Source organism: Formivibrio sp. oc-25, from assembly GCF_055810895.1.
Genome location: NZ_JBVVOL010000005.1, coordinates 97,783 through 109,758 on the forward strand (window position 1 = coordinate 97,783; position 11,976 = coordinate 109,758).

Genomic DNA, 11,976 nt, shown 5'->3' on the forward strand with positions numbered 1-11,976 from the left:
AGTGTGAATGAGTTAGACGGCCAAAGCTTAAAAAAACAAGGGATAACCAAGATAGATACTGGCGGCGACAGGAAGCAGGGACAACAGGCTATCAACCCGGTCCAGCACGCCGCCATGGCCTGGCAGCAGGTGACTGCTATCCTTCATCCCTGCCTGGCGCTTGAACAGGGACTCCAGCAGATCGCCGACGATACTGACAGCTGTCAGCAACACACCGATCATCAATGTGGCAATACCGGAAAATTCAAATGGCTTGGGTACCAGCCAGATATACAACATGACAAAAAGCACCGCACCTGCAGCCCCCTCCCAGGTCTTGCCCGGGCTAATGGTAGGCGCGAGCTTATGACGACCAAACATCTTGCCGCTGAAATACGCTGCGGTATCGGCAATCCAGGCCACCAGCATGACGCCCAGCAGCAACCAGCCATTACCACGCAATACCAGCAGTGCAATACCGGCAGGAAGCAGCAGTGCCCAACCCAGTAACAGATTAAGATAACCTGCACTGCGCAAGCGCCACTTGTTACGCAACCACAAAGGCGCCAGCATCAACCAGAAGAGGCTGGCACCAAACAGTACCCCCGCCAAGATTTCTCTCGGCACAGAAGAAATGGCCAATACACAGAAAGCAGCAGTCGTCAGCAAGGGATAAATCACCGACACGGGTGCAGACAAGCCAGCTAACGAGCACCATTCCCAGGCGGCAAGGCCCAGTAACACGCCACAAAACAGTATCCATCCCAGAGCAGGCAATTTAAACAGCGCCAACAGCAAGACTGCCGCCAGAACCAGTGCCGTCAGAATTCTTGTTTTCAGCATGCTACCCCACCCGCATCGACCGGCATCAATTGTTCGCTCGTCTGACCAAAACGCCGCTCCCTGCCAACATACCAAGCTATCGCAGCTTCAAGCGCCTTGTGGTCAAAATCAGGCCAGGGCAGATCGGTAAAATACAGCTCGGTATAGGCCAGCTGCCACAGCAAAAAGTTACTGGTTCGCTGCTCGCCACCTGTGCGAATGAACAAATCCGGTTCTGGGGCATACGCCATGGACAGATAAGGCTCGAGATCCGCTTCCGTAAATGCGGTCGCCTTTTCAGGGTATTCGGCAAGCAAACGGTGCGTGGCATTCAGTATATCCCAGCGACCGCCATAGTCGGCGGCGATGGTCAGGGTCAGGCCGGTATTCTCAGCAGTGAGCAACTCCACTTTTTGAATTTTTTCCACCAGATCCGGCGTAAAGCGTTCCCTGTTGCCAACCACACGCAGGCGTACATTATTCTTATTCAATCGCTTGACTTCACTATCAAGCATCTTCAGAAACAAGCTCATCAAAAAGCGTACTTCATCGGGCGGGCGACGCCAATTTTCACTGGAAAAAGCGAAAACTGTCAGAAAAGACACGCCCAAGTCACTGCAATGCTTCACGGTATCCCTCAGGATACGTGCGCCTTTCTTGTGGCCGAAAATACGCGGCATCATGCGGCTTTTGGCCCAGCGGCCATTGCCATCCATGATGACCGCGATATGGCAGGGAACGCCTCCCTGCCCCGCAAGCTTTCCGAGATTACTAGATGAGCGCAATGTGCTGGCCTCAAACCGTCATCAAATCTTTTTCTTTTTCTGCCATCAGCTTGTCAATTTCGGCAATGTATTTGTCGGTCAGCTTTTGCACATCCTCCTGACCACGACGCTCGTCATCTTCTGAGACCTGTTTGTCTTTCACCAGATTTTTGAGCTCATTATTGGCATCACGCCGGACATTGCGCACCGATACGCGGGCACCTTCGGCCTCACTGCGCACTACCTTGATCAAATCCTTGCGACGCTCTTCCGTCAAGGCAGGCATCGGCACCCGGATCACATCACCATTGGTTGCAGGATTCAAGCCCAGATCAGAATCGCGAATGGCCTTTTCCACCTTGGCCGTCATGTTCTTTTCCCAAGTTTGCACTGCAATGGTACGCGCATCCATCAGGCTGACATTGGCCACCTGATTCAGCGGCGTCAGATTGCCGTAGTAATCAACCATGATGTGATCCAGCAAGCCGGTATGCGCCCGGCCAGTACGAACCTTGGCCAGATCATGCTTGAGGGTTTCCACCGTCTTTTGCATTTTTCCTTCAGTGGTCTTCTTGATATCAGCGATCATCTTCAATCCCCTTCAAACCAACAAAAACAGGCGGAAAGGATCGTTTCCGCCCGTTCAAAATTTTCAAGAATCAGCAGTGTACCAGCGTACCTTCATCTTCCCCAAGCACGACACGCTTGAGTCCGCCCTGCTTGAAGATACTGAATACACAGATATTCATTTTCTGGTCGCGGCACAAGGCAAACGCCGTTGCATCCATCACCTTGAGATTGCGACCGATGGCCTCATCGAAAGTAACGGTGTGGTAGCGCACGGCATCGGGGTTTTTCTTTGGATCATCCGTGTAGACGCCATCCACCTTGGTTGCCTTGAGCACGATGTCGGCCCCGACCTCCATCCCGCGCAGTGCCGCAGCGGTATCGGTAGTAAAGAATGGGTTGCCAGTCCCGGCACCAAAAATCACCACCTTGTTTTCTTCCAGATAACGGATAGCCTTGCCGCGAACATAGGGCTCAGCACACTGCTGAATCGTCAGCGCAGACTGAACGCGGCTAACTACGCCTGCGTGACGCATGGCATCTTGCAAAGCCATGGCATTCATGACCGTTGCCAGCATGCCCATATAATCGGCCGTGGCCCGGTCCATGCCGGCAGCCGCAGGCGCCACGCCACGGAAAATATTGCCGCCACCAATCACAATGGCCACCTGCACACCCAGGTCCACCACTGCTTTGATTTCCTGAACAATCCGGTCAATCGTCGCGCGATTGATGCCGTAGCTATCTTCTCCCATCAATGCTTCACCGGAGAGCTTGAGCAGGATTCGTTGGTATTTTGGCGCTGGACTCATAGGATATATCCTCTCTGATTGACGGGTTCGGGGTACGGAAACGCCGCGCGTCACCGCGCGGCGTCCCGTGGATTTTCAGGTCATTCGACGAATCAAATGACCTTCGGTTCAATCAAAACTATAGATTAAACCTTGGCTGCAGCAGCTACTTCTGCTGCATAGTCGACCACTGCCTTCTCAATACCTTCACCCACGACAAACATGGCAAAGGCGTTGACTTTGGCTTTTTTCTCGGCCAGCAGCTTTTCAACGGTTTGATCCGGATTCTTGACGAACGGCTGACCCAGCAAGGTCACTTCGGCCAGGTACTTGTTGATGCGACCTTCCACCATCTTGGCCACGATTTCTGCCGGCTTGCCGGATTCGGCTGCCTGTGCAGTGTAGATCTTGCGTTCCTGATCCAGCAGATCGGCAGAAACTTGTTCCTTGGATACGCAAACCGGCTTGGAAGCAGCTACATGCATGGCAATATCCTTGCCCAGCTGTTCATCACCACCGGTGAAATCGACGAACACACCAATCTTGGCGCCATGCAGATAGGCTGCCAACTGCCCTTCTGTCTGATAACGGACAAAACGGCGCAGAGTCATGTTTTCGCCAAGCTTGGCGATCGTTGCCTTGCGCAGCTCTTCCACGGTCTCACCGGAAGCTGTCTTGACGTCAGCCAGTGCAGCCACATCGGCAACACCGGATTCAGCAGCAGCTTGCGCAGCGGCATTGGCAAAGGCGATAAAACCGGCATCCTTGGCCACGAAATCGGTTTCGCAGTTGATTTCGATCAGCGCGCCAATCTTCTTGTCGGCAGTGATGAAAGTAGCCACAACGCCTTCAGCAGCAGTACGGCCAGCCAGCTTGCTTGCCTTGTTGCCGGACTTGATGCGCAGAACTTCTTCGGCTTTCTTGATGTCACCCTCTGCCTCAACCAGCGCCTTCTTGCATTCCATCATGCCAAGGCCAGTCAGCTCACGCAGTTCTGCAACCATCTTTGCGGTGATTTCCGCCATGATTCAATTCTCCTGAAACGGGATTCAAGCAACTGATATTGCCCGAAAATTGTTGCAAAAAAGGGGCGAGAGAACGCCCCTTTTCCAGACCACCAGGGCCAGGCAGATTACTCAGCAGCAGTTTCGTCAGCTGCAGCTGCCTCGACGATTTCCTGCACAGCCTGATTGCGGCCTTCCAAGATCGCATCGGCTACACCACGTGCATACAGACGAATCGCACGGCTGGAGTCATCGTTACCCGGAATCAGGTAATCAATACCTTCCGGAGAGTTATTGGTATCGACCACGCCAATCACCGGAATGCCCAGCTTCTTGGCCTCAACCACGGCACCTTTCTGGTAGCCGGTATCGATCACGAAAATTGCATCCGGCAGACCGCCCATATCCTTGATACCACCGAGCGAACGCTCCAGCTTCTCAACTTCACGGCTCATGTCGAGCAATTCTTTTTTACCAAAACCGTTGTTCTCATCAGACAGAACAGCCTGCAGCTCTTCCAGACGCTTGATGGATTGCTTCACGGTCTTGTAGTTGGTGAGCATACCGCCCAACCAGCGATGGCCAACAAACGGTGCACCTGCGCGTGCTGCTTCTTCAGCAACAATCTCGCGAGCCTGGCGCTTGGTACCAACAAACAGGATCGTGCCCTTGTTGGCCGAAAGACGACGCACAAACTTCAGCGCATCCTCAAACATCGGTAGGGATTTTTCCAGGTTGATAATATGAATCTTGTTGCGGGCACCGAAGATGTACTGCGACATTTTCGGATTCCAGTAACGGGTCTGGTGACCAAAGTGAACACCAGCCTCAAGCATTTGACGCATGCTAACGGACATTGAAAACTCCAATTATCGTAAGGGTTAGGACTTCCGTTCGCAGGAACGCCGCCAGAAGCGGTGCGCACCCTTATCGACGCGAACGGGAGGATAGACAGCTTTTGCAGCCCCATGCCGCAAAGCCGGAAGATTCTAGCGCGTTTACCCCATCGAAATCAAGATTTGCTCGCAGCGACTCCCTCGCACCCAGCCCAAAGTCCGCCAGCACACAGGCTTTTTTGTCTGGAGATTGCGTCCTCAAGCAAACGATCATCCCCCAATACCTTGGCCAGTTTTTCCTGCAGCAGGTAATCATCAAGCAGCCACTGCGGCTCTGCCAGAAGCCGATCATCCTTCAGGGCTGACTCAAGGTAGGTCCGCGCCGGATTGATCGCTCCGTCACGCAAGGCCAATTCAGCCAGCAGGCGGTTTGCATGGGCCCGCTCTGCCGGAAGATCCTCTGCCTGCTGCAATGCCAGAACCGCAAGACGCTGCGCTTCGCGAAAATCCCCCCGAAGCATCGACAACCTTGCGCCCAGATTATCGAACTGTACCGACAAGGCACATTCATCTACGCACAGGGAACGAGCGAGCGACAATCTTTGCCATGCGGCCTGCATATCCGCAGACAAAAGCAGCAGTGCCTGTTGATACGCGGCACGCGTCCGGATCACACCCGGAAACAGCGCTTGTTCGGGCACGCCTGCAATGACGTTTTGCGCCGGGCCAGAATGTCCGAGCCGCGACAGCGCCTGTGACAGACCCAGACGCGCACGCCCCTGTCCACCCCAGTCATCTATCGACTGATAAGCGCTCAGCGCTTCACGCCAGGCTTGAGCCGCACTTTCCCAGCGCCCCGCAGTAGCTGCAGCCACGGCTTGCCGACTGGAATTATCGGCAGCCAGCCGCAGCGCCGGCACAGCAGGTTCCGGACTTACGGCACATCCAGCAAGCAGGCAACATCCAATCAACAGCAGATTTTGCAGTCGCATTCCATTCTCCTCAGCGTCTGCTATCGGGAGCAGGAAGATCAAGCGGCACCGGCGTCAGCATCCGGTTGAGCGGCCAGCTTTGCTGCAAGCCCTGCAGGGCATCTCGGCTATCTCGCACCAAATCATCGCCGTTGCGAATCAGACTCGGCAGGCGCGGCGCGCTTTCATCGACCGCACCGCGCAAAACTGCAGCCATTGCACTTGCCTCGCGCACCGTCACCTCAAGGCTCGCCATGCCGCTGGCAGCGTTATCGAGCATTCCCGGCAAACGCGATTGCACTTCAGATGCCATCGCATCGGCACGCGTCAATAATTGATTGGCCTGACTCACTGCGTCTCGAACCTCCTTGTCAGCCAGCCCATCCACACGCCGCAACAACTGATCAACGCTGACACGCGTTTCCCGCAATTCAGCAGTCAACTGGCGCACATTGGCCAATGTCTGCTGAATATCCCCCTTGGGATCATTCACATAATCCAATGTAGTCTGCACGGAATCGATAATGGGAATAGTCCGGTTTTTGAGGTCGTGAGCAATATCTGCCAAACTTTGCGCCGGTGCAAAATTGACCTTATCTCCCTCGCTTACCGGGGGGATATTGGGAGACCCCCCCATCATCTCGAGGTAATAATCCCCCATCAGGCCGTCCTGCAACATCTGCGCCGTACTGTCGGGCTTGATCCATTTGGTATATTGCGATTCAACAAGAAACTCCACATTGACCTTGGCATCCTCGGTCAGGGAAACCTGATCGACCACACCGATCCGGAAACCGGAAAAACGCACCTGCATCCCAGGCGCAAAACCGGCACCATGCTCGGCAATAAAGTGCAGACGGGTCTTGCTGACAAACATGCCCTGCTTGACTGCCACCCCCACCGCCAGCGCAATCAACACAAACAGGACCGTTGCCGCAAAAAGAATCACGCGCAGGTTCAAGAAGCGAAAACGTGGATCGGTGTCCCTCAGCAATTTCATGCGTCCTCCTCTTGATCGGACAAGGTGATCGGAGAAAATCCCGCCATGGCCGCTGAGTGCCCACACACGGCAACGCAACTGGACTGCAGCAAACGCTGCAGAAGACGGGCATGCGGGGACTCATCGGCCTTTGCGACGAGATCTCGCCACAGATCTTCTTCCATCAGGACACAAACCGGCGCCATCAGGATAGCGCGAAGCAAAATCACAAGACGTCGCTCCGATCTATCCAGCATTGCCGGCAAGCGGCCGACCAGTTTTTCGCTCTGCTCACTACTCAAGCCAGCCAGATCGCAAGCATCGGAAAGCACATCTTCATAAGCCTTTAACGGCAGATTTTCATGATGCCAGCGCGGCAACACGATATTTTCCCATACACGCAAATTGCTGATCAGCACGGCAGCAGCATCAAGCACCGCCACCTTTCCAGGCCATTTCCTCTGAGATTTCAGTGCGAGCTCGTCCAGCCATTCCGGCAAGGGTTCGGAATGCGGCAGTGACAGCCACCAACGCCCTGGCAGTAACGGATCATGGCTCAGACGTGCCAGGTTTATCGCACTCATGGCAGCAATGACCAGAAAAAATCAATGACAAACAACATCAGTATTCCAATGAAAACTGCACGCGATGCTGCCTTGGGAATTTCTGTAGGCAGCGGGCGCGTGGTCAACCCCACACCGCAAGCGAAACATGCCGCACCAGCACCAAACAGGGCTGACTTGGCAAGACATGCAACAATCCAGCCTGGCTGGATCATGCGCTCAATCTGCGCAACCTGATAACCGGCATCCCAGCCAGCAGAAAAGATGATGCCGCCTGCCAGGGCAAACAATCCCACGCACCCCGACAGCACCATGGCAGACAATGTCATGCCGAGCACACGCGGCAGCAGCAGGTAGCCGGGGACATCTATACCATGACGCAACAGGCATCGGAACTCGCCATTGGCACGCATATTGACCAATTCGCTGGCCACGGCAGATGAAGAACGGGCCACCATGATCAACGAGCCAAGCAGCGGAGCAAGTTCGTTCAAGCCAAGCCGGCCCAGTACGCGCAATGCAGTTTCCCAGCTTTGGCCGTATTGATCATGCAATTGCAACACCACAATGGCACCTAGCGAGAAGCCGATCAGGGAAACCAGATAGCCTGCCTGATTGCTGGTGAAATAGATCTGCTTGAGCAAGACCCTGCGCACCGCATGATTGCGTAATGCTGGCAAGGCTCGCCACAAGCCAAACAGAGGGTGGAGCATTCTCAACATGACGTTATGCGCGCTCGGTTGCAATTCGCGAGATCAGACTTATATTCCTGTGCATTGTATGCACTTCAGCCGCCTCCTCCCAAATTTGGCACCTATGAATACCATAGCGATATTCGATTAGAACATCACTTTCAAAATTCATATAATCAACCATCTCCAGACGAAGGATACTTTTGACATGGCCACAAAACATTCACGCTTGATCATTCTTGGCTCCGGACCAGCCGGCTACACCGCTGCGGTCTATGCTGCGCGCGCCAATTTGTCCCCCGTCCTGATTACCGGGATTGCCCAAGGTGGCCAATTGATGACCACCACCGAAGTCGACAACTGGCCTGCCGATGCTGACGGTGTACAAGGACCGGAATTGATGGCGCGCTTTGAAAAACACGCACAGCGTTTCGGCACGGAAATGATCTTCGATCATATCCATACGACCAAACTCGACGAAAAGCCGATTCGTTTGATTGGCGACAGCGGTGAATACACCTGTGATGCATTGATCATCGCCACCGGTGCATCCGCACAGTATCTCGGATTGCCGTCCGAATCCGAATTCATGGGACGGGGCGTTTCCGGCTGCGCGACTTGCGACGGCTTTTTCTATCGCGGCCAGAAAGTTGCCGTGGTCGGCGGCGGCAACACTGCGATCGAGGAGGCGCTCTACCTGGCCAATATCGCTGAACACGTCACCCTGATTCATCGTCGCGACAGCTTCCGCGCCGAGAAAATCATGGTCGATCATCTCATGGAGAAAGTGGCTGCCGGCAAGATCACACTGAAAACCCATCAGGTACTGGATGAGGTACTGGGTGATGCCAGCGGCGTTACCGGTGCACGCCTCAAGTCCACACAGGATGGCAGCACGCATGACATCCAGGTGGCCGGTGTTTTCATCGCCATCGGCCACAAGCCCAACACCGATATCTTTGCCGGCCAGCTGGAAATGGAAAACGGCTATATCGTGACTCAAGGCGGCCGCAACGGCAACGCCACCGCCACCAGCGCACCGGGCGTATTCGCCGCAGGTGACGTACAGGATCACATCTACCGGCAAGCCATCACTTCCGCCGCCACCGGCTGCCAGGCAGCGCTCGATGCCGATCGCTATCTTGAGTCGCTGCGTTGATCTGAACGACCAGATCGGGTAAAAGGGCACGCATCCGTGCCCTTATTCGTATGTTGATGGATAACCAATCGATCAAGCAGCTCAAGCGCCTGAAAAAGACGCTGCGCGAGCAACCCAAAACCACACCGGCCATAACCCAGTCCGTGCCTGAACTCACGGATCACGAACTGTTCCTGGGGGCAGTTCACGGCACACTGCCGCTCAGACACACATACTATCCCCACCCGCGCCAACCTCCCTCACCCTGGCCACGTCAACGCCATCATGAGGATGTCCGCATCATGGCCGAAGCCATGACTGATCACTGGCCCTGGGATGAGCTGGAAACAGGTGAGGAATTGCTTTTCATGCGCCCAGGCGTGCAGCACGAGGCCTTGCGCAAACTGCGCCGCGGCGAGTGGCTGATACAGGCGGAGCTGGACTTACATGGACTGGCATCCGATGCCGCGCGGCTGGCCGTGGCAGAATTTCTGCAAACGTGCCGCCATCGCAACAAGCGCTGTGTGCGCATCATCCACGGCAAGGGATTGGGATCGCGCAACCGCGAGCCAGTATTGAAACTGAAGCTGAAGAACTGGCTGGCACAGCGTGATGAGGTGCTGGCCTTTTGCCAGGCCCGCCCCGCCGATGGCGGAGGTGGCGCCGCACTCGTGCTTATCAAGGGCAGGCACCAGCGCTGATGCTTTCCCACCCGCTTGCGCTATAATTCTCGCTTTCCCCATTCTCAGCCGAGCCGCCCGCCATGTCGCCGCGACTTTCCCTGCTGCAACCCTATCCATTCGAAAAGCTACGTCAGCTCTTTGCCGGCACGACGCCCAACCCGGCGTTAAAGCCAATCAACCTTTCCATCGGTGAACCGAAGCACCCTACCCCGCAACTGGTGAAGGATGCATTGATTGCCAACCTTGCCGGACTTGAAAATTATCCGGTTACGGCAGGCTCCGAAAATTTGCGCCAGAGCATCAGCCAGTGGATTGGCCGCCGCTATGGCATTGCCGCGCCCGACCCCGCAACCGAGATTGTGCCGGTCAACGGCAGCCGCGAAGCGCTGTTCTCATTCGCACAGGCCTTGATCGATGCCTCGGAAGCAGAACGCCCGGTCGTTATTTCGCCCAACCCGTTCTATCAGATTTACGAAGGTGCCGCGCTGCTTGCCGGTGCCGAGCCGTATTACCTGAATTGCACAGCCGGGAACCGTTTTCAGCCTGATTGGGATAGCGTGCCGGAATCCATCTGGAGTCGCACCCAGCTGGTTTATGCCTGCTCTCCGGGCAACCCGACCGGTGCCGTTGCCAGTCTGGATGACTGGAAGAAGATCTTCGCACTGTCCGATCGCTATGGCTTTGTCATTGCCAGCGACGAGTGTTATTCCGAAATCTATTTCGGCGATGAAAAGCCGCTGGGTGGACTGGAAGCTGCCGTCAAACTGGGACGCGATTTCACGCGCCTAGTCATGTTCTCATCACTTTCCAAGCGATCGAACGTTCCCGGAATGCGCTCGGGTTTTGTCGCCGGCGACGCGAAAATCCTCAAGCAATTCCTGCTCTACCGTACCTACCACGGCTGTGCCATGAGCCCACCGGTACAAGCAGCCAGTATTGCAGCATGGGGTGACGAGACGCACGTCGAAGAAAACCGCCGGCAGTACATCGCCAAGTTTGCTGCCGTGACACCACGCCTGCAGACTGCACTGAATGTATCCATGCCGGATGCAGCCTTTTATCTGTGGGCGGAAACCCCGATCAGCGATACGGAGTTCGCGCGTCGCCTGTACATGGATGAGCATGTCACGGTGCTGCCAGGTTCATTCCTGGCACGCGAAGCACACGGCAGCAATCCTGGCGCACATCGCATCCGGATTGCGCTGGTCGCCCCCCTGGCCGAATGCGAAGAGGCTGCTGAACGCATCGTACGATTTACCAACCGCCTGCTGATGAAGAGCTGCTAAATTTCAGCCCAATCCATCATTTATCAAAACCATCCTTTACACGGAACTCATTATGAGCAACCTGCAAACCGTCATCGAAACCGCTTTTGAAAACCGCGCCGACATCAATCCCGGCAATGTTTCCGCCGAAGTACGCGATGCCGTCAATGACGTGATCAACTGCCTGGACCAGGGCAAATTGCGTGTAGCCGAGAAGATCAACGGCGCGTGGACCACGCACCAGTGGCTGAAAAAAGCTGTGCTGCTGTCTTTCCGCATCAACGACAACGAAGTAATGGCCGGTGGCTGCACCCAGTATTTCGACAAGGTTCCCAGTAAATTCAGCGACTATACCGAAGCCGATTTCCGTGCCAGCGGTTTCCGTGTGGTGCCGAATGCCATGGCTCGTAAAGGATCGTTCATCGCCAAGAATGCGGTATTGATGCCGTCCTATGTCAACATCGGCGCCTACGTCGATGAGGGCACCATGGTGGACACCTGGGCTACGGTTGGTTCTTGTGCGCAGATCGGCAAGAATGTGCACCTATCCGGCGGTGTCGGTATCGGTGGCGTACTGGAGCCACTGCAAGCCAACCCGACCATCATCGAAGACAACTGCTTTATCGGCGCACGCTCGGAAGTGGTTGAGGGCGTGATCGTCGAAGAAGGTTCGGTCATCTCGATGGGCGTGTATATCGGTCAATCCACCCGCATTTATGACCGCGAAACCGGCGAAGTCACCTATGGCCGGATCCCGGCCGGATCCGTGGTGGTATCGGGTAATCTGCCCTCCGCAGATGGCAAATACAGCCTGTATTGCGCCGTGATCGTGAAGAAGGTCGATGCCAAGACCCGCGGCAAGGTTGGAATCAACGAGCTGCTGCGCGGCATCTGATTGACTCTCGGCAGCTTGCAGGGCAAG

At 55.3% G+C, this 11,976-nt stretch carries 14 protein-coding genes; 4 read left to right on the plus strand and 10 right to left on the minus strand.

Annotated elements, in window-relative coordinates; genetic code table 11:
• Positions 1-27 precede the first annotated feature (27 nt).
• From AC0KVQ_RS05005 to AC0KVQ_RS05050, 10 genes are all read right to left on the minus strand, one after another.
• Entirely contained in the window at positions 28-822 is a 795-nt protein-coding gene (locus AC0KVQ_RS05005; protein WP_473420031.1) for a phosphatidate cytidylyltransferase, read from the minus strand.
• Complete coding sequence (gene uppS / locus AC0KVQ_RS05010) at positions 816-1,586, minus strand: polyprenyl diphosphate synthase (RefSeq protein WP_473420032.1); 771 nt, start codon at positions 1,584-1,586, stop codon at positions 816-818. Before uppS ends, AC0KVQ_RS05005 begins: the two co-directional genes overlap by 7 nt.
• A 10-nt stretch (positions 1,587-1,596) precedes the next feature.
• Positions 1,597-2,154 carry a ribosome recycling factor gene (frr, locus tag AC0KVQ_RS05015; protein WP_473420033.1) on the minus strand — a complete coding sequence of 186 codons (558 nt, stop codon included), beginning with the start codon at positions 2,152-2,154 and terminating at the stop codon, positions 1,597-1,599.
• A 70-nt stretch (positions 2,155-2,224) separates the two neighbouring features.
• Positions 2,225-2,944, minus strand: a complete 720-nt coding sequence (gene pyrH / locus AC0KVQ_RS05020; RefSeq protein ID WP_473420034.1) for a UMP kinase — start codon at positions 2,942-2,944, stop codon at positions 2,225-2,227.
• 125 nt (positions 2,945-3,069) lie between these two features.
• Positions 3,070-3,948: a translation elongation factor Ts gene (gene tsf / locus AC0KVQ_RS05025; RefSeq protein WP_473420035.1), complete on the minus strand. Its 879-nt coding sequence runs from the start codon at positions 3,946-3,948 to the stop codon at positions 3,070-3,072.
• 107 nt (positions 3,949-4,055) lie between these two features.
• Positions 4,056-4,784 (minus strand): 30S ribosomal protein S2, encoded by a 729-nt coding sequence (gene rpsB, locus AC0KVQ_RS05030; RefSeq protein ID WP_473420036.1) that lies wholly within the window; start codon positions 4,782-4,784, stop codon positions 4,056-4,058.
• A gap of 155 nt (positions 4,785-4,939) precedes the next feature.
• Positions 4,940-5,755: a hypothetical protein gene (locus AC0KVQ_RS05035; RefSeq protein WP_473420037.1), complete on the minus strand. Its 816-nt coding sequence runs from the start codon at positions 5,753-5,755 to the stop codon at positions 4,940-4,942.
• A 10-nt stretch (positions 5,756-5,765) separates the two neighbouring features.
• Entirely contained in the window at positions 5,766-6,734 is a 969-nt protein-coding gene (locus AC0KVQ_RS05040; RefSeq protein WP_473420038.1) for an MlaD family protein, read from the minus strand.
• Positions 6,731-7,213, minus strand: coding sequence for a hypothetical protein (locus tag AC0KVQ_RS05045; RefSeq protein ID WP_473420039.1), 483 nt, complete (start codon positions 7,211-7,213; stop codon positions 6,731-6,733). Before AC0KVQ_RS05045 ends, AC0KVQ_RS05040 begins: the two co-directional genes overlap by 4 nt.
• Positions 7,214-7,293: 80 nt before the next feature.
• Complete coding sequence (locus tag AC0KVQ_RS05050; protein WP_473420040.1) at positions 7,294-7,998, minus strand: ABC transporter permease; 705 nt, start codon at positions 7,996-7,998, stop codon at positions 7,294-7,296.
• Positions 7,999-8,176: 178 nt separating this feature from the next.
• Between AC0KVQ_RS05050 and trxB the strand changes: the two genes are divergently transcribed.
• The 4 genes from trxB (at position 8,177) to dapD (ending at position 11,949) form a co-directional block, all read left to right on the plus strand.
• On the plus strand, positions 8,177-9,127 hold the full coding sequence (gene trxB, locus AC0KVQ_RS05055) for a thioredoxin-disulfide reductase (protein WP_473420041.1): 951 nt from the start codon (positions 8,177-8,179) through the stop codon (positions 9,125-9,127).
• Positions 9,128-9,183: 56 nt separating this feature from the next.
• A complete protein-coding gene (locus AC0KVQ_RS05060; protein ID WP_473420042.1) occupies positions 9,184-9,807 on the plus strand; it encodes a Smr/MutS family protein in 624 nt (207 codons plus the stop codon).
• A 62-nt stretch (positions 9,808-9,869) separates the two neighbouring features.
• The gene (dapC, locus tag AC0KVQ_RS05065) at positions 9,870-11,075 is read left to right on the plus strand and encodes a succinyldiaminopimelate transaminase (RefSeq protein ID WP_473420043.1); all 1,206 of its coding nucleotides are present in this window, start codon (positions 9,870-9,872) and stop codon (positions 11,073-11,075) included.
• Positions 11,076-11,127: 52 nt separating this feature from the next.
• The gene (gene dapD / locus AC0KVQ_RS05070; protein WP_473420044.1) at positions 11,128-11,949 is read left to right on the plus strand and encodes a 2,3,4,5-tetrahydropyridine-2,6-dicarboxylate N-succinyltransferase; all 822 of its coding nucleotides are present in this window, start codon (positions 11,128-11,130) and stop codon (positions 11,947-11,949) included.
• The last annotated feature ends 27 nt before the right edge of the window (positions 11,950-11,976 follow it).

Excerpts from the sequence above, each read along its gene's own strand:
- AC0KVQ_RS05005 (WP_473420031.1), bottom strand. The coding sequence starts at position 822 with ATGCTGAAAACAAGAATTCTGACGGCACTGGTTCTGGCGGCAGTCTTG.
- frr (WP_473420033.1), bottom strand. The coding sequence starts at position 2,154 with ATGATCGCTGATATCAAGAAGACCACTGAAGGAAAAATGCAAAAGACG.
- pyrH (WP_473420034.1), bottom strand. The coding sequence starts at position 2,944 with ATGAGTCCAGCGCCAAAATACCAACGAATCCTGCTCAAGCTCTCCGGT.
- tsf (WP_473420035.1), bottom strand. The coding sequence starts at position 3,948 with ATGGCGGAAATCACCGCAAAGATGGTTGCAGAACTGCGTGAGCTGACT.
- rpsB (WP_473420036.1), bottom strand. The coding sequence starts at position 4,784 with ATGTCCGTTAGCATGCGTCAAATGCTTGAGGCTGGTGTTCACTTTGGT.
- AC0KVQ_RS05035 (WP_473420037.1), bottom strand. The coding sequence starts at position 5,755 with ATGCGACTGCAAAATCTGCTGTTGATTGGATGTTGCCTGCTTGCTGGA.
- AC0KVQ_RS05040 (WP_473420038.1), bottom strand. The coding sequence starts at position 6,734 with ATGAAATTGCTGAGGGACACCGATCCACGTTTTCGCTTCTTGAACCTG.
- AC0KVQ_RS05050 (WP_473420040.1), bottom strand. The coding sequence starts at position 7,998 with ATGTTGAGAATGCTCCACCCTCTGTTTGGCTTGTGGCGAGCCTTGCCA.
- trxB (WP_473420041.1), top strand. The coding sequence starts at position 8,177 with ATGGCCACAAAACATTCACGCTTGATCATTCTTGGCTCCGGACCAGCC.
- AC0KVQ_RS05060 (WP_473420042.1), top strand. The coding sequence starts at position 9,184 with ATGGATAACCAATCGATCAAGCAGCTCAAGCGCCTGAAAAAGACGCTG.
- dapC (WP_473420043.1), top strand. The coding sequence starts at position 9,870 with ATGTCGCCGCGACTTTCCCTGCTGCAACCCTATCCATTCGAAAAGCTA.
- dapD (WP_473420044.1), top strand. The coding sequence starts at position 11,128 with ATGAGCAACCTGCAAACCGTCATCGAAACCGCTTTTGAAAACCGCGCC.